Origin of the sequence: Streptomyces sp. NPDC005496 (assembly GCF_042872045.1) — a bacterium.
Taxonomy (GTDB): Bacteria; Actinomycetota; Actinomycetes; order Streptomycetales; family Streptomycetaceae; genus Streptomyces.
Map to the genome: position 1 here is coordinate 157,026 of NZ_JBIAJQ010000014.1, position 16,346 is coordinate 173,371.

At 72.2% G+C, this 16,346-nt stretch carries 15 protein-coding genes and 1 pseudogene; 3 read left to right on the top strand and 13 right to left on the bottom strand.

The features are described 5' to 3' along the window. Positions 1-29: 29 nt before the first annotated feature. The 4 genes from ACFYQQ_RS34915 to ACFYQQ_RS34930 are packed head-to-tail and all read right to left on the bottom strand — an operon-like array spanning position 30 to position 3,031. Complete coding sequence (locus ACFYQQ_RS34915) at positions 30-1,370, bottom strand: NADH-quinone oxidoreductase subunit D (RefSeq protein ID WP_355779456.1); 1,341 nt, start codon at positions 1,368-1,370, stop codon at positions 30-32. After that, entirely contained in the window at positions 1,367-2,107 is a 741-nt protein-coding gene (locus tag ACFYQQ_RS34920; RefSeq protein ID WP_355779458.1) for an NADH-quinone oxidoreductase subunit C, read from the bottom strand. The genes ACFYQQ_RS34915 and ACFYQQ_RS34920 overlap by 4 nt, the downstream gene beginning before the upstream one ends. Then, positions 2,104-2,658, bottom strand: a complete 555-nt coding sequence (locus ACFYQQ_RS34925) for an NADH-quinone oxidoreductase subunit B family protein (protein WP_355779461.1) — start codon at positions 2,656-2,658, stop codon at positions 2,104-2,106. The genes ACFYQQ_RS34920 and ACFYQQ_RS34925 overlap by 4 nt, the downstream gene beginning before the upstream one ends. A 13-nt stretch (positions 2,659-2,671) precedes the next feature. Next, positions 2,672-3,031 carry an NADH-quinone oxidoreductase subunit A gene (locus ACFYQQ_RS34930; RefSeq protein ID WP_007383963.1) on the bottom strand — a complete coding sequence of 120 codons (360 nt, stop codon included), beginning with the start codon at positions 3,029-3,031 and terminating at the stop codon, positions 2,672-2,674. Between the two features lie 713 nt (positions 3,032-3,744). Here ACFYQQ_RS34930 and ACFYQQ_RS34935 point away from each other — a divergent pair. Next, a complete protein-coding gene (locus ACFYQQ_RS34935) occupies positions 3,745-4,572 on the top strand; it encodes a C40 family peptidase (protein WP_121405424.1) in 828 nt (275 codons plus the stop codon). A 307-nt stretch (positions 4,573-4,879) separates the two neighbouring features. On the opposite strand, the gene ACFYQQ_RS34940 is transcribed toward ACFYQQ_RS34935, so the two are convergent. After that, positions 4,880-5,440, bottom strand: coding sequence for a hypothetical protein (locus tag ACFYQQ_RS34940; protein WP_388906563.1), 561 nt, complete (start codon positions 5,438-5,440; stop codon positions 4,880-4,882). A 123-nt stretch (positions 5,441-5,563) separates the two neighbouring features. Further along, positions 5,564-6,898, bottom strand: a complete 1,335-nt coding sequence (locus ACFYQQ_RS34945; protein ID WP_355792544.1) for a geranylgeranyl reductase family protein — start codon at positions 6,896-6,898, stop codon at positions 5,564-5,566. Positions 6,899-6,945: 47 nt separating this feature from the next. Between ACFYQQ_RS34945 and ACFYQQ_RS34950 the strand changes: the two genes are divergently transcribed. Both ACFYQQ_RS34950 and ACFYQQ_RS34955 read left to right on the top strand, forming a co-directional pair. Continuing rightward, entirely contained in the window at positions 6,946-7,452 is a 507-nt protein-coding gene (locus tag ACFYQQ_RS34950; RefSeq protein ID WP_355792547.1) for a GNAT family N-acetyltransferase, read from the top strand. Positions 7,453-7,556: 104 nt separating this feature from the next. Further along, entirely contained in the window at positions 7,557-7,895 is a 339-nt protein-coding gene (locus ACFYQQ_RS34955) for a PASTA domain-containing protein (protein WP_356242372.1), read from the top strand. On the opposite strand, the gene ACFYQQ_RS34960 is transcribed toward ACFYQQ_RS34955, so the two are convergent. From ACFYQQ_RS34960 to ACFYQQ_RS34990, 7 genes and pseudogenes are all read right to left on the bottom strand, one after another. After that, positions 7,888-10,410: a zinc ribbon domain-containing protein gene (locus ACFYQQ_RS34960; RefSeq protein WP_388906568.1), complete on the bottom strand. Its 2,523-nt coding sequence runs from the start codon at positions 10,408-10,410 to the stop codon at positions 7,888-7,890. The two genes, ACFYQQ_RS34955 and ACFYQQ_RS34960, sit on opposite strands and share 8 nt — an antisense overlap. A 145-nt stretch (positions 10,411-10,555) precedes the next feature. After that, positions 10,556-11,251, bottom strand: coding sequence for a demethylmenaquinone methyltransferase (locus ACFYQQ_RS34965; protein ID WP_355785342.1), 696 nt, complete (start codon positions 11,249-11,251; stop codon positions 10,556-10,558). Positions 11,252-11,323: 72 nt separating this feature from the next. Continuing rightward, positions 11,324-11,803, bottom strand: a pseudogene (locus ACFYQQ_RS34970) (acyltransferase); the annotation flags it as partial. Positions 11,804-11,843: 40 nt separating this feature from the next. Beyond that, positions 11,844-12,443 (bottom strand): hypothetical protein, encoded by a 600-nt coding sequence (locus tag ACFYQQ_RS34975; RefSeq protein ID WP_355785339.1) that lies wholly within the window; start codon positions 12,441-12,443, stop codon positions 11,844-11,846. Positions 12,444-12,450: 7 nt separating this feature from the next. Then, positions 12,451-13,650: a cyclic dehypoxanthinyl futalosine synthase gene (gene mqnC, locus ACFYQQ_RS34980; RefSeq protein ID WP_355785336.1), complete on the bottom strand. Its 1,200-nt coding sequence runs from the start codon at positions 13,648-13,650 to the stop codon at positions 12,451-12,453. A 71-nt stretch (positions 13,651-13,721) separates the two neighbouring features. Continuing rightward, positions 13,722-14,459: an A24 family peptidase gene (locus tag ACFYQQ_RS34985; protein WP_355785333.1), complete on the bottom strand. Its 738-nt coding sequence runs from the start codon at positions 14,457-14,459 to the stop codon at positions 13,722-13,724. Between the two features lie 58 nt (positions 14,460-14,517). Beyond that, the gene (locus ACFYQQ_RS34990; protein WP_388906574.1) at positions 14,518-16,311 is read right to left on the bottom strand and encodes a serine/threonine-protein kinase; all 1,794 of its coding nucleotides are present in this window, start codon (positions 16,309-16,311) and stop codon (positions 14,518-14,520) included. Positions 16,312-16,346: the final 35 nt, after the last annotated feature.

Below are 16,346 nucleotides of genomic sequence, written 5' to 3' on the forward strand. Positions count from 1 at the left end.
GCCCAGGCTGACACCCTCGGGAGTGGTGGTCACCGGTCGACGCCTCCCATCACGGGGTCGATGGACGCGACGGCGACGATGACGTCGGCGACCTGGCCGCCCTCGCACATCGCCGCCATGGCCTGGAGGTTGGTGAAGGACGGGTCGCGGAAGTGGACCCGGTAGGGGCGGGTGCCTCCGTCGGACACGGCGTGCACGCCCAGTTCGCCCTTGGGCGACTCGACGGCCGCGTACGTCTGTCCCGGCGGGACGCGGAAGCCCTCGGTCACCAGCTTGAAGTGGTGGATGAGGGCCTCCATGGAGGTGCCCATGATCTTCTTGATGTGGTCGAGCGAGTTGCCGAGACCGTCGGGGCCGAGCGCGAGCTGGGCGGGCCAGGCGATCTTCTTGTCGGCGACCATGACCGGGCCGGGCTGGAGCCGGTCCAGGCACTGCTCGATGATCCGCAGCGACTGGCGCATCTCCTCCAGGCGGATCAGGAAGCGCCCGTAGGAGTCGCAGGTGTCGGCGGTCGGGACCTCGAAGTCGTAGGTCTCGTAGCCGCAGTACGGCTGGGCCTTGCGCAGGTCGTGCGGCAGGCCCGCCGAGCGCAGGACGGGCCCGGTGGCGCCGAGGGCCATGCAGCCGGCGAGGTCGAGGTAGCCGACGTCCTGCATACGGGCCTTGAAGATGGGGTTCCCGGTGGCGAGCTTGTCGTACTCGGGAAGGTTCTTGTGCATCTTCTTCACGAACTCGCGGATCTGGTCCACCGCGCCGGGCGGCAGGTCCTGGGCGAGTCCGCCGGGCCGGATGTACGCGTGGTTCATCCGCAGGCCGGTGATCAGCTCGTAGATGTCGAGGATGAGCTCGCGGTCGCGGAAGCCGTAGATCATGATCGTCGTGGCGCCGAGCTCCATGCCGCCGGTGGCGATGCACACCAGGTGGGAGGAGAGCCGGTTGAGCTCCATCAGGAGCACCCGGATGATCGTGGCGCGGTCGGGGATCTGGTCCTCGATGCCGAGGAGCTTCTCCACCGCGAGGCAGTACGCCGTCTCGTTGAAGAACGGCGTCAGGTAGTCCATGCGCGTCACGAACGTCGTGCCCTGCGTCCACGTCCGGTACTCGAGGTTCTTCTCGATGCCGGTGTGCAGGTAGCCGATGCCGCAGCGGGCCTCGGTGACGGTCTCGCCGTCGATCTCCAGGATGAGCCGGAGCACGCCGTGCGTGGAGGGGTGCTGCGGCCCCATGTTGACGATGATGCGCTCGTCGTCGGACTTGGCCGCGGCCTGGGCGATCTCGTCCCAGTCGCCGCCGGTGACGGTGTAGACGGTGCCCTCGGTCGTCTCGCGGGCCGAGGCGGCCGATGCCCCGGAAGGGGTCTGCGTGCTCATGAGTACGACCTCCGCTGGTCCGGAGCCGGGATCTGGGCGCCCTTGTACTCGACGGGGATGCCGCCGAGGGGATAGTCCTTGCGCTGCGGGAAGCCCGGCCAGTCGTCCGGCATCATGATCCGCGTCAGTGCCGGGTGGCCGTCGAAGACCAGCCCGAAGAAGTCGTACGTCTCGCGCTCGTGCCAGTCGTTCGTCGGGTAGACGGCGACCAGCGAGGGGACGTGCGGGTCGGCGTCCGGGGCGCTGACTTCCAGGCGGATCAGCCGGTTGTGGGTGATCGAGCGCAGGTGGTAGACGGCGTGCAGCTCGCGGCCCTTGTCCTCGGGGTAGTGCACGCCGGAGACGCCGGTGCACAGCTCGAACCGCAGGGCCGGGTCGTCGCGCAGGGTCCGCGCGACCTGGACCAGGTGCTCGCGCTCGATGTGGAAGGTCAGCTCGTCGCGGTCCACGACCGTCTTGCCGATCGCGTTCTCCGGGACGAGGCCCTGTTCCTCCAGGGCGCCCTCCAGCTCGTCGGCGACCTCGTCGAACCAGCCGCCGTAGGGGCGGGTGGCCGGGCCGGGCAGCCGGATGGAGCGGACCAGGCCGCCGTAGCCGGAGGTGTCGCCGCCGTTGTTCGCGCCGAACATGCCGCGCTGGACGCGGATCTCCTCGCCCTGGTCGCCCCGCTGGCCCGGGAGGTTGGAGGCGCCGAGGTCCTTCTCGGGGTTCACCCCGTTGCCGTTCGCGTCGCTCACCGCAGCAGGCCCTTCATCTCGATGGTGGGAAGCGCCTTGAGCGCCGCTTCCTCCGCCTCGCGGGCCGCCTCCTCGGCGTTCACGCCGAGCTTGGAGGTCTGGATCTTCTGGTGGAGCTTGAGGATCGCGTCCATCAGCATCTCGGGCCGCGGCGGGCAGCCGGGCAGATAGATGTCGACCGGGACGATGTGGTCGACGCCCTGCACGATGGCGTAGTTGTTGAACATTCCGCCCGACGAGGCGCACACCCCCATGGAGATCACCCACTTGGGATCGGGCATCTGGTCGTAGACCTGCCGCAGCACCGGCGCCATCTTCTGGCTGACCCGGCCGGCGACGATCATCAGGTCCGCCTGGCGCGGAGATCCGCGAAAGACCTCCATGCCGAAGCGCGCCAGGTCGTAGCGGCCCGCGCCGGTCGTCATCATCTCGATGGCGCAGCAGGCGAGTCCGAACGTGGCGGGGAAGACGGACGACTTGCGCACCCAGCCCGCGGCCTGCTCGACGGTGGTCAGCAGGAAGCCGCTCGGCAGCTTTTCTTCGAGTCCCATGGCTTAAGGCCCCTCAGTCCCATTCCAAGCCGCCGCGCCGCCATACGTACGCGTACGCGACAAAGACGGTGAGCACGAAGAGCAGCATCTCCACGAGCCCGAAAACACCCAGGGCGTCGAAGGTGACGGCCCAGGGGTAGAGGAAGACGATCTCGATGTCGAAGACGATGAAGAGCATCGCCGTCAGGTAGTACTTGATGGGGAAACGCCCGCCGCCGGCCGGCGTGGGGGTCGGCTCGATGCCGCACTCGTAGGCCTCGAGCTTGGCCCGGTTGTACCGCTTCGGACCGATCAGCGTGGCCATGACCACGGAGAAGATCGCAAAGCCTGCCCCGAGGGCTCCCAGTACGAGGATGGGCGCATACGCGTTCACCGCTCCTCGCTCCTCTCAGTCGGCACTGACTGCTGGCGGTTGTGCCGGACGAGTCACCGCCCCACCCGTCCCACGAGCCCCGTGCGTCCCGACGAAGATCGCGTACATGTGAAGCAGGTCACAAGCCCAACTGCCCCGCATCTTATGCCTGCCGGTCTGTGATCTGCGACACGGGGGTGGGGAAGGACTTTGTGATCTCCACCACCAGTCGAAGGATCATGAAGTCGGATGAGCGGTGATCTTCGTACGCGAAGCAGTCAAGTGATCACCAAGAGGTGACATTTTCGCTCGTCGCCGCTGGTCGGAGCCCTGGCGCATTATCAAGCCACCGTGAGCGCAGGCAAATTGGCGCTGGACCAGATCCCTTGATAGAGGGGCCCGTTCACACATCAGGGGGACCGGTGTGGACGGATGTGGACACGTGCGCCCGTTCACGAGCGGAGGGCGGTCGCGTTTTCGCGCGGGACGCGTCGGCCGGGGCCGCCGTTCCGTGACGTGCGTCACACCGGCGTCGGCTCCGGATAAACGGGGCTTGGCCACTGGCCTCAACCAGTGGTAGGCGCGGGGCAATTCGGGCGTAATTCCGAAAGCCCATGATCACAGGCGTGATCGACTCTGTCCGCAATGCCCGTTACGGCGTCAATGAGGGGCGCAGCGCCCGCTTTTCGGCCGTCCGTTGAACAACTGTGGCGCACCACACGTTTCTTGAAGGTATGGAGGAGCCCCTGGTACCGCTTGTACCCATGTCCCACACCGCTCACATACGCAGCCACCGGAAGCCCCGCCGCAACGCGTCGAGTCTCGCGATGCGCGCCGGAGTTGCCGGTGGCGTTCTCAGCACCCTGGCAGTGGCCGGGGCGTCCGGTGCGGCGAGCGCCGCCGAGCCCGTGACGCAGACCATCGAACTGCCGACCCTGACGGCCGACCTGTCCACTCAGGTCGCCCAGTCCGCGGACGCCACCCAGCAGGCGGCGGCCAACTACGAGCTGCAGGCGGAGCGCGACGCGGCCGCGGCCAAGGCGGCGAAGCAGGCCAAGGCCGACCTCGCCGACGCCAAGAAGAAGGCGGAGGCCCGGAAGAAGGCCGAGGCCGAGCGCAAGGCCGCCGCCACCCAGGCCGCCTCGCGGTCGTCCCAGCGCACCACCCTCGCGGCCTCGGCGGACGCCGACGTCCCCGTCGCCGCCAGCGGCAGCGTCGCCACCGTCATCGCCTTCCTGAAGGCACAGGTCGGTGACGCCTACGTCATGGGCGGCACCGGCCCCAACGCCTGGGATTGCTCCGGGCTCGTCCAGGCCGCGTTCAAGCAGGTCGGCGTCGACCTGCCGCGCGTCTCGGAGGCCCAGTCCACCGCCGGCACCCCCGTGTCGCTCTCCAACGTGCAGGTGGGGGACATCCTGTACTGGGGCTCGGCCGGATCGGCGTACCACGTCGGCGTCTACATCGGCAACGGCCAGTACCTGGACGCCGCCAACCCCTCCAAGGGCGTGGTGATCCAGGATCTTTCGGGCTATCCGGCCACCGGCGCGGTGCGGGTGCTGTAGCCGAGAGCGTTTCACCGAAGGCCACCTTCCGGGCGGGAAGGTGGCCTTCGCGCGCTCCCGACACACCCGCCCCACCCGCCCCGGGGGCCACAGACGCCCCTCAGCGGCCGCTCAGCGCCCTCCGAGAGCCGGAAAGGGGACGAGACCGCCCTACCGGGCGGACACCGCCCCCTGGGGCCGGCGGGCGGTCCGTGCCGTCGGGGGGCTGACTCCGCCCGTTCCGCATCCCGCCCGACCGGGAGCCGGACGCCGAGCCGATCGCCGGCCGCGCACGCACGGGTAAGGACCGAATGCCGGGTCTGCGGGGTTACTTCGCCGAAGCAGGACTCTGCGCGGACCAGAAACCCGACCAGACGTCGGGGGCAGGAATTTCCTTCCCCGCATAGTCGGGGCCGACCGTCTCGGCCTTGGGCGGGGAGACCTCGGACGTCTTCACGCACGGCGTCGCAACCTCGAAGGAGGCTTGCCCGTCGGCGCCGACAAGCACCCGCACGTCGAACCCGTCCGGCGTCCTGTAGTACACGGCCGGAGTCTTCGAGTTGTTCACGGCGAGCCGCTTGTAGCCCTCGCTCTTCCAGTGCCGCTCGATCACTCCGAGGAAGCTCCCTCTGCGCTCCTCGGAAATGATCGTCATGACGGTACGGCGCCGTTGAACGTCGCACTCGCCCTCGGTCGACTCTCCGTGCGTCCAGTGCACCGGCGGCTTGATGACCTGGAACGTTCCGTCGAGGACGGCGTCGGCACGGTCTGCCGCCTCTTGCATGTCCATCATCGACTTCTCCCGCCCGGTGGAGCCGTCCGACGAGCCACATCCGGCCAGGAGCAGAGCCCCGGCCGCGAGCACGACGACTCCTGGAGTCCACCTCATCGAGACGCCCCCAAAATGATCGCGTCGAACCTGCCGACCACGGACTTGGCGGGAGCGACAGCCGTCACTCCGTGGACGGGGACCCGCCGCATCGGCGAAGCGGGTCCCGACCACCTCGCATGGTCACGCCTTCGGTGCGACCTTCGACAGGCCGTTGATGATGCGGTCCATCGCGTCGCCGCCCGTCGGGTCGGTGAGGTTCGCGAGCATCTTCAGCGTGAACTTCATCAGCATCGGGTGGCTCAGCCCTCGCTGCGTCGCGATCTTCATGACCTTCGGGTTGCCGATGAGCTTCACGAAGGCGCGGCCGAGCGTGTAGTAGCCGCCGTAGGTGTCCTTCAGGACGCGCGGGTAGCGCTGGAGCGCCAGTTCGCGCTGGCCCGGCGTCGAGCGGACGTGCGCCTGGACGATGACGTCCGCGGCGATCTGGCCGGACTCCATGGCGTACGCGATGCCCTCGCCGTTGAACGGGTTCACCAGGCCGCCCGCGTCGCCGACGAGCAGCAGGCCCTTGGTGTAGTGGGGCTGGCGGTTGAAGGCCATGGGGAGCGCGGCGCCGCGGATCGGGCCGGTCATGTTCTCCGGGGTGTAGCCCCAGTCCTCCGGCATCGAGGCGCACCACGCCTTGAGGACCTCGCGCCAGTCCAGCTCCTTGAAGGAGTCGGAGGTGTTCAGCACACCGAGGCCGACGTTCGACGTGCCGTCGCCCATCCCGAAGATCCAGCCGTAGCCGGGCAGCAGCCGGTCCTCGGCGCCCCGGCGGTCCCACAGTTCCAGCCAGGACTCCAGGTAGTCGTCCTCGTGCCGGGGGCTGGTGAAGTACGTGCGCACCGCGACGCCCATCGGACGGTCCTCGCGGCGGTGCAGGCCCATCGCCAGCGACAGCCGGGTCGAGTTGCCGTCGGCCGCCACGACGAGCGGCGCGTGGAAGGTGACCTCGCGCTTCTCCTCGCCGAGCTTGGCGTTGACGCCCGTGATGCGGCCGGTGCGGTCGTCCAGGATCGGGGCGCCGACGTTGCAGCGCTCGTACAGCCGGGCGCCCGCCTTCTGCGCCTGCCGGGCCAGCTGCTCGTCGAAGTCGTCGCGCTTGCGGACGAGTCCGTAGTCGGGGAAGGAGGCGAGATCCGGCCAGTCCAGCTGGAGCCGGACGCCGCCACCGATGATGCGCAGGCCCTTGTTCCGCAGCCAGCCGGCCTCTTCCGAGATGTCGATGCCCATCGCGACGAGCTGCTTGGTGGCGCGCGGGGTGAGGCCGTCGCCGCACACCTTCTCCCGCGGGAAGGCGGTCTTCTCGAGCAGCAGGACGTCGAGTCCGGCCTTCGCCAGGTGGTACGCGGTCGCGGAACCGGCTGGCCCGGCACCGACGACGATCACATCGGCGGTGTTTTCGGAGAGGGGCTCGGTCACGGCGGGTTCTCCCCAAGGTTCGGAATGTGCGTGCTGACGGGCACTGGACATGGGCAGTCTATGCAGCGGTACTGATCACCCGGCTGAAGGGCTGCCCCGTGAACCGAGCTCTCCCCGTAGTACAGCTTCGTGTGCCCACCGACGAGGACGCCTTCGCCTGGCACCGGCTCTTCGCCGACCCGGAGGTGATGGAGTTCCACGGGGGCGCGCCGGCCGAACTGTCCGTGTACGAGGAGCTGACCGCGCGGCAGCGCCGGCACGACGCCGAGCGCGGCTTCTGCCTGTGGACGATGACCGGCGCCGACGGCGAGGTGCTCGGCTTCACCGGCGCCCAGCCCTGGCCGCACGAGTGGGGCCCGCGGGGCGAGGTCGAGATCGGCTGGCGGCTCGGGCGCCGGTTCTGGGGCCGGGGATACGTCACCGCCGCCGCCCGCACGACGCTGGAGCGGGTGCGCTCGGCGGGCGTACCGAGTGTCGTGGCCATGGTCCACGCCCGCAACGAGCGGTCCATCTCGGTGACCAGACGCCTCGGCATGGAGCTGGCCGAGCGGTTCACGACCCCGGCCTCGCAACAGGAGGGCCACTGCTACCGGCTGGCCCTCTGACGGCTCCGGCGGTGCCCGTCCCGGCCGGGCGCCGCCGCCTCCGACGCCTTTCCCCGGCGCCGGGGCCGGGCTTACCCTTCCGGTACCGCTGGGGGGTGACGTCCGTGCGCTTGACACCCAGGACACCCGAGGTGCGCGTACCGCGGCTGGTCGGCCTGATGGCCGTGGACGCGCGCGAGACCGCCGAGACGCAGGGCATCGTGCTCGTCGCGCCCGACCGGCCGGACTTCCACCTCGCCGTCGTCGACTACGTCGTACGCCAGTACCCTCCGCCGGGTTCCGAGATCCCGCGCGGCGCCGCGGTCACCGTGTGGTGCGAGTTCACCGACGGCGAGGGCGGCGGGGGCTCGGGCGTGCGCGAGCCGCGCACGCCCGGTCCGCCACCCGGCGGCCTGCGCCGCGAACTGGACGAACCGGGCGACCCGTTCGAGCTGCTCAGGTGAGTCGCCAGGACTCCAGGGCGACCCGGAAGGTCTCCGAGAGGTCGCTGTCCCACAGCTCGCCGGGGCCGACGATCATGATCGCGTACTCGGTGCCGTTGTCGGCGACGTAGCCCTGGTCCTTCGCGTGGACGGTCCGGCCGGACTCGTCCGTGTACGTGTACTCCCAGATCGCTCCCGCGCGCCCCTGGAAGGTGTTCCGCTCCAGCTTGACGCGCCGGTAGTCGGTGTCCTTGCGCTTGGCGGTCTTCTCCAGGGTCACGAAGTTGTCGTACGAGGTGTAGCCCGCGTTCGCGATCACCCCGACCTGGAGGTGGGAGGACCCGGTCGATCCCGCGTACGTCACCTGCGTGCCGTTCTTGACGCCCTCGCGGCCCCACACCTCGGGGACGCCGAAGGAGAAGCCCATCGGGTCGGTCAGCCGGTGGTAGCCGTCGGGGAGTCCGGAGGCCGCCGCGGGCCCCTCCGTGGTCTCGTCCGGCGGGGACGGCTTGGGCGAGTCGCCGGTCTCCGCGGATGGGGCGGGGGCGCTCTCGTTCGCGGGCGTGGGCGTCACCTTCGTGCTCCCCTTGTCCGAGGTGCCTTCCGACTCCATGTCCTGCCACACGAGCACGCCGGCCGCGGCGCCTCCCCCGACGACGAACGCCACGACGAGGGTGACCACCCAGACGAGTGCCCTGCTCCGCGGCTTCGGGGTGACGGGTGCCGTGGAGAGGGTGGACGGGTCGTAGGCGGCGGGGCCCGCCGGCGCGACGGGGAGCGCGGGGAGCGCCGGGGCCGCGGGGAGCGCCGGGACGGCGGGGACGAAGGGGACCGGCGGGGCGGGCGGGCCCTGGTCGTGCGGAGCCTGGTCCGCCTGGGTCCGGTCGTGCGGGGCCGGGTCGGGCGGGGTCTGGTGGCCGAGCCGTACGGTGTGCGGGTCGCCGGGAGCGGAGGCGGGAGCGGAGGCGGGAGCCTCGAATCCGGCGGGGCCTGTGGGGCCGGTGGGGCCGACGAGCGGCGGGGGTGGCGGCGGCACGGCCGGGGCCGTCCGCGTCCCGGTCATCCGCAGGAGGTACGGCGCCAGGAGGGCCGCCCCGAAGATCCAGAGCAGCCCGAAGAGCAGCGCGTCCGGGACGCTCACCCCGATGCCGAAGCCGCCCGCGAGCGCGTCGCCGGAGCCGAAGCCCGAGCCCTGGTCCGAGCTGTCGGACAGACCGCCCGCGGCCTCCACGCCCAGGCCCCCGGTCCCGGCCAGCAGCAGGAACAGCCCGAGGAGGACACCGGCCGACAGCAGTTGCTCGCGCCGGTCGCCGGAGCGCCGCGCGGCCAGGACCCCCAGGGTCAGCGCGCAGACCAGGCCGAGGGCCAGCGCGCCCACTACGGCCCAGGAGTTGACGGCGTCACCGAGGTCCGAGAGACCGAAGGCGCGGTGCTCGTGCCCGCCGCCGTACGGTGTGCTGCCGCGGGCCTCCACCTCGACGGGCGCGCCCCAGGACAGGCCGAGGACCAGCACCGCGAGGTTGGGCAGCAGGAGCAGCGCGATCAGGAACGGGGAGACGCCGGAGCCGTCGAGCTCGGACCCCTCACCGAGGTCGTCGGCCTGCGCCAGCCGGACGAGGACGACGAGGGAGCACAGGACCAGGACGACGGCGAGCGCCCGCAGGGCCGTGCCGGTCGCGCGGACGAACGCCCGCGCCCCCGGCCGGACGGCGAGCCACTGGGCGAGGCCGTCGCGGTGCAGCATCCCGGCGCCGACGACGAGGCCGAGCAGCAGGGCGCCGAGCGCGGCGAGCCACGGCGACGTCGAGATCTCGACCTCGTCGGCCACGGTCGGCTGCGCGAACAGCCCGAGCACGAGCACGGCGCCGGTCACCAGGAGCGCCACCCGCAGGGCCGCCTCCAGTCCGGCGGTGACGCCGCGCTCCGTGCGCACGGCGAGTCGCGTGCGCAGCATCCGCACGCCGACCGCGTACGCGGCGAGCCACAGCGCGGTGACGGTCAGCGGGATCAGCGACAGCTCCGCCCCGCCGCCGAGTTCGGAGCCGAGGCCGCTGCCGCCGTCGGTGCCGAAGACCGAGTCGGTGGCCTCCTTCACCTCGAATCCGCCGCCGAGCGCCTGGAGCAGCACGGCCAGGGCGATCCGCATCCGGTCGCCGAACCCGACGACGACGTCGTCGCCCTGCCCGTAAGAGGGGATCGCCAGGGCCACGGCCGCGACGAGCAGCAGTCCGACCGGCCACAGCGCGGCCTGCGCGGCCCCCGCCCAGTCGCCCCGCAGCGCGCGGCCGAGGAAGGCGCCGACGGGCGACGGCCCGGCGGGCGCGGGCGGGTGCGGGGGTGGCGGCGGTCCGGGCGGCACGGCTCCCGGGAGGGGCGGAGCACCGGGCGCGGCGAACGCCCCGGGAGCGGGCGCGGCGGCCGGCGGCCCGGGCGGCGGATCCGCGGCGGGTACCGCCGGCCGCTCACGGCCGCACTTCATGCAGAAGCGCGCCTCCTCGGGAGCGGGTGCACCGCAGTGCGGGCAGTACGACGCCATGGGAACGCTCCGTCATTCAGAGAACTCGTGCCGTGACCGGACGAAGTCAGGCGTTATGAACGGACACGAGTTTCCCATTGACCGGTTCCCGACAACGCCCCCCTCGTACGGGTGAATTGACGCCGCGTCGGACCGTCGGCCGCGCTCAGCCCTGCTTGTAGCCCCGGTGCAGCGCCACGACCCCGCCCGTCAGGTTCCGCCAGGCCACCTTCGACCAGCCCGCCTTCTGCAGGCGCTGGGCCAGGGCCGGCTGGTCGGGCCAGGCGCGGATGGACTCGGCGAGGTAGACGTACGCGTCCGGGTTCGAGGACACCGAGCGGGCGACCGGCGGCAGCGCGCGCATCAGGTACTCGGTGTAGACGGTCCGGAAGGGCGCCCAGGTCGGGTGCGAGAACTCGCAGATCACGACCCGCCCGCCGGGCTTGGTCACCCGGTACAGCTCGCTCAGGGCGGCGTCCGTGTCCTGCACGTTGCGCAGCCCGAAGGAGATCGTCACCGCGTCGAAGGTGTCGTCCCGGAAGGGCAGCTTCGTCGCGTCGCCCGCCGTCAGCGGCAGCCAGGGGTTGCGCCGCTTGCCGACCTGGAGCATGCCGAGCGAGAAGTCGCAGGGCACCACGTAGGCGCCGGTGCGGGCGAAGGGGAGGGAGGAGGTGGCGGTGCCGGCCGCCAGGTCCAGGACCTTCTGGGCGGGCCGGGCGTCGACCGCCTTCGCGACCTCTTTCCGCCAGAGCCGGGCCTGACCGAGTGACAGCACGTCGTTCGTCAGGTCGTACCGTTCCGCCACGTCGTCGAACATCGAGGCGACTTCGTGCGGCTGCTTGTCCAGGGATGCGCGGGTCACGGGCCCATTGTGGCAGTACGGGCCGGGCGCGTCCCAGGCGCCCGGCCCGTACGCCGGTCGATCGGCAACCGCTCAGGGCAGCAGCCGCGGTCTCCTGCGCGCCGCGACGTCCTCGACCCACCCGGCGAGCGGAAGGGCGATCCCGATCAGCACCCAGCCGACGGCGAACAAGAACCACTGGCTCTTCAGCGGCAGGTACGCCTCGAAGGCTGGCACCTGCCAGCACCGGTCGACCAGCGGGACCGCGAGCACCAGCGCGATCTCGTGCCAGAGGTAGATCGTCACCGCGCGTGCGTTGAAGACCGTCACGATCCGGTCGAGCCGCTCGCGGCGGGCGAGCCACGCGAAGTCCACACCGCGGTACGCCTTGCAGTACAGGAGCAGCGTCACGAACGCGCCGGACCAGAACGCCTGCGCGAGCGGGATGTCGTCCAGGTCGTACGTGCCGAACTCAGCCCGGCGCGCGAGCGCGAACCAGCCCCCGTAGGCCAGGGCGGCGGCCGCCGGCACGATCACCGCGGCGGGCCTGAACCGCCGGAGGACGCTCTTTCGCCAAGGCATTCACGGGCTGAGAGGTCGCCGGGTGCCGTGATCAGCGGCCCCGGTACACCAGCCGCCCGCCGATCACGGTCGCCACGCAGGTCCCCGCACCACGCCGGACCAGTTCGGCGCGGTCCGCGACGTCGAACACGGCGAATCGGGCGGGGCCGCCGGGCACCAGCGCCGGCAGCACGATCAGCGGGCTCGGGGACAGTGCCGGCGGACCCGGGAGCCGGTCCGGCCGCCGTCCCACCGCGAGGCCCACCCTGCGCACCGCGTCGGCCACGGCCCGCGACCGCAGCTCCCCGGCCACCGCCACCGTGCCGTGCGCCAGCAGGCGTTGGATCCCGCGCCGCGCGCTCGCGCCGACGCGTGCGGGATCGGCGCGGAAGATCCGCCGGGCCCGCTCCCCGCCGATGGGCTCGGTGCCGAAGCCGTCGGCCTCGCGCGGGTCCGGGTGGTACATGGCTTCCAGGAGCTCCGGGCCGTACGGGTTGAGCAGTCCCGGCGTCAGGATGCCGGGCCACCGCCGCACCTTCGCGTCCGGGTGGGCGGCGGCCAGTTCCTCGTACGGGCCGACGGCGGCGACGACTGCCCCGTCGACCAGGACCGCCGCCTCGGGCGAATGCTCGGCTACGTGAAGTGTCAGCACCAGGGGCCTAGTTGGAGGCCAGCAGCTTCAGCTCGGGGTGAGCCGTGCCGCCCTCGATCGCGGTGGACGAGATGTGCGAGACGACGCGCTCGTCGACCGGGTCGTCCGCCGGGTCGTCGTGCACGACGATGTGCTCGTACGTCGTGGTCCGCTGCGCCGGGACCCGGCCCGCCTTGCGGATCAGGTCGATGATCTCCATGCGGTTGGAGCGGTGCTTGGCGCCGGCCGAGGAGACCACGTTCTCCTCCAGCATGATCGAGCCGAGGTCGTCCGCGCCGTAGTGCAGCGACAGCTGGCCGACCTCCTTGCCGGTGGTCAGCCACGAGCCCTGGATGTGGGCGACGTTGTCGAGGAACAGCCGGGCGATGGCGATCATGCGCAGGTACTCGAAGAGCGTGGCCTGCGTCCGGCCCTTGAGGTGGTTGTTCTCGGGCTGGTAGGTGTACGGGATGAAGGCGCGGAAGCCGCCGGTGCGGTCCTGCACGTCCCGGATCATCCGCAGGTGCTCGATGCGCTCGGCGTTCGTCTCGCCGGTGCCCATCAGCATGGTGGACGTCGACTCCACTCCCAGCCCGTGCGCGATCTCCATGATCTCCAGCCAGCGCTCGCCGCTCTCCTTCAGCGGGGCGATCGCCTTGCGGGGCCGCGCGGGCAGCAGCTCGGCGCCGGCACCGGCGAAGGAGTCGAGCCCGGCGGCGTGGATGCGCTGGATCGCCTCCTCCACGGAGACACCGGAGATGCGGGCCATGTGCTCGACCTCGCTGGCCCCCAGGCTGTGGATGACGAGCTGCGGGTACGCCTGCTTGATCGCGGCGAAGTGCTTCTCGTAGTACTCGACGCCGTAGTCCGGGTGGTGGCCGCCCTGGAACATGATCTGCGTGCCGCCGAGTTCGACCGTCTCCGCGCAGCGGCGCAGGATGTCGTCGAGGTTGCGCGTCCAGCCCTTGGCGGTGTCCTTGGGGGCCGCGTAGAACGCGCAGAACTTGCACGCCGTGACGCACACGTTCGTGTAGTTGATGTTGCGCTCGATGATGTACGTCGCGATGTGCTCGGTGCCGGCGTACCGGCGGCGGCGTACGGCGTCGGCGGCGGCGCCCAGCGCGTGCAGCGGGGCGTCGCGGTAGAGGTCGAGCGCCTCTTCGGGGGTGATCCGCCCACCCTCGGCGGCACGGTCGAGGACGGACTGGAGGTCGGCCTTCTCGGTCACCGGGTGTGTCCCTTTCGTAAGGGTGTGGACGGACCGAACCAGCCTACGCCAGCGCTTCGGGCGCCCCGACGTCAGGCCGCGTACGCCCCGACCAGCAGGCCCGCGAAGGCTCCCGCGAGCAGGAACGGGCCGAAGGGGATCGACGTCCGGCGTCCGGCGCGCCGCGCCACGACGAGCGCCAGCCCGTAGAGACCCCCGAACAGGAACCCGGCGAAGGTCCCGAGGAACAGCACGCTCCACCCGTACCAGCCGAGGACGGCGCCGAGTCCGAGGGCCAGCTTCACGTCCCCGAAGCCCATCCCCCGGGGGCTGATGAGGAACAGGACGAAGTAGGCGCCGCCGAGGGCGAGCGAACCGAGGAGCGCGGTCGGCCAGTCCCCCGCGTGCTCCGGCGCCAGCGCGGCCACCCCGAGCAGGGCGAGCGCGGCGGCCGCGAGCGGCAGGGTGAGCGCGTCGGGCAGCCGCTGCACCCGGAAGTCGACGAGGGCGAGCAGCACCGCGAGCGGCGCGAGCAGCAGCCAGGCGAACAGTTCGGGCCGCGTCCCGGTGGCGAGCGCCAGGGCGGCGCAGACGAGGGCGGTGGCCAGGCAGACGGCGGCGGTCGCGGGCCCGTAGCGGTCGCCGTCCGGGCAGCGCGCCGGGCCGAGCCAGCCGCCCGCGACACCGGTGATCGCGTGGCCGTCGGGGCAGCGGTCCCGCCACGGCTCGTCCGGCGCGACGGCGAAGCGGTACGCCGCCCGCGGCACCAGCAGCCCGACGGCCGCGCCCCATCCGGCGGCGAGCGCGGTGAGCCACACGACGAGATCCACGCGCCCACCCTACGAGGGCGGGCCGCGCGGATGAACCCCGACAGCGGCCCCGGGCCCGCTACTTGACCCGGGACATCTTCGCGGTCGGGTTGCCGGCCGCCTGGTTGTCCGTCTCGTAGGCGAGATCGCCGCCGGTCGGGGTGAGCCGCACCTCGTGCCGGCCCGTCGTGCACTGCGAGCCGTTGGACTTCTCGGCCACGCTGGTGGCGACGAGCTGCTTGGCGGTGACCTTCTTCAGGACGAGGACGTCGTCGCAGACCCCGCCGAGCTGGTCGGTCTGCCGGAACGTGCCGAACTCCTTTCCGGGCGCGGCCTGGCGCACGGTGACGCGGATCGTGCCGGCGGGGAGGGCGCCGTCGAGCGCGAGGGCGTCCCCCTCCCAGGTGCCGAGGTAGGACGCCGGGATGCCGGACGCGTCGCTGCCGGGCTCGGGAGTGCTCGCCGAGACCGAGGGGCGCCCGCCCGCCGTGTCGTTGCCGCCCGAGTCCTCGCCCTGGAAGAGGCGGAAGAGGGACACCGACCCCACCGTCACCGCGGCCAGCGCACCGACGACCGCGAGTGCGACCGTGCAACTCAGCTTCCTGCCACGCCCGTTCGCCCCGGGCCCGGAGGTCGCGGCCACGCTCACGGAGAGTCTGCCGGGCCGTCCGCCCTCGTCCGGTCCGGCATCCTCGCGGTGCGGTACGGAGTCCTCGGGCACGGCGCCCCCGGTCCCCGGGGAGGAACGCGGCGGACCGCCGGGGACGCGGGGCACCGGCAGGGACGCGGACGGCATCGCGGGCGGCGGCCCGAACACCCCCGTCGGCGGCCCGGACCGCCCGCCGGAGCCTCCCGCCGCGAGGGCCCCCTCGGCCGGCACGGCCTCCCGGGCGGACCCGGCGCCCGCGGACAGCGGCCCCGGCGCCCCGGCCACCGAGGGACTGGTGAACCCGACCGGCCCCGAGGGCGCCGCCTCGCCCGCCTCCAGGTTCAGCAGTTGTACGGCGCTGCGGCTGACCTGCTCCACCAGCGGCCCCGGCAGCCAGCCCGCCGCGACCAGCCGGGCCGCGCCCTGCGGGGCCAGCCGCCGGGCGACCTCCTCCGGGGCGGGCCGGGCGCCGGGGTCCTTCGCCAGGCAGCGGGACACCAGCTCCCGCAGCTCGCCCGCCAGTTCGCCGAGTTCGGGCTCCTCGTGCACCACCTTGTAGAGGAGCGAGGCGGAGGAGTCGCCGGGGAAGGGGGACCGGCCCGTCGCCGCGTACGCCAGCACCGCGCCCAGGGAGAAGACGTCCGCGGCGGCGGCGACGCCCCTGCCGAGGATCTGTTCGGGCGCCATGTAGCCGGGCGAGCCGATCGACACGCCCGTCGAGGTCAGGGAGGCCGTGCCGTCCGTGGCCCGGGCGATGCCGAAGTCGATCAGCAGCGGGCCGTCCAGGGTCAGCAGGACGTTGGACGGCTTGACGTCGCGGTGGACCAGCCCGAGCGCGTGCACCGCCGCGAGCGCCTCGCCGAGGCCCGCGCCGAGCACCCGTACGGAGTGCTCGGGCAGCTCTCCGCCGTCCGCGACCGCGCCCGCCAGCGAGGGGCCCGCCGCGTATCCGGTGGCGACCCAGGGCACCGGGGCCTGCGGGTCGGCGTCCAGCACGGGGGCCGTCCAGGCGCCGCCGACCCGGCGCGCGGCGTCCACCTCGCGCCGGAAGCGGGCCCGGAACTCCTCGTCCAGCGCGAAGTGCGGGTGCACCATCTTGACCGCGACCGTGCGCCCGCCCGCGCTGCGTCCCAGATAGACCCGGCCCATACCGCCGGAGCCGAGCCGGCCGAGCAGCCGGTAGGGCCCCACGACGGTGGGTTCGCCGGATTCCAGCGGCTGCATCGCGCCCACCTCTCCCCCGTACGCGTGCGTTCCCC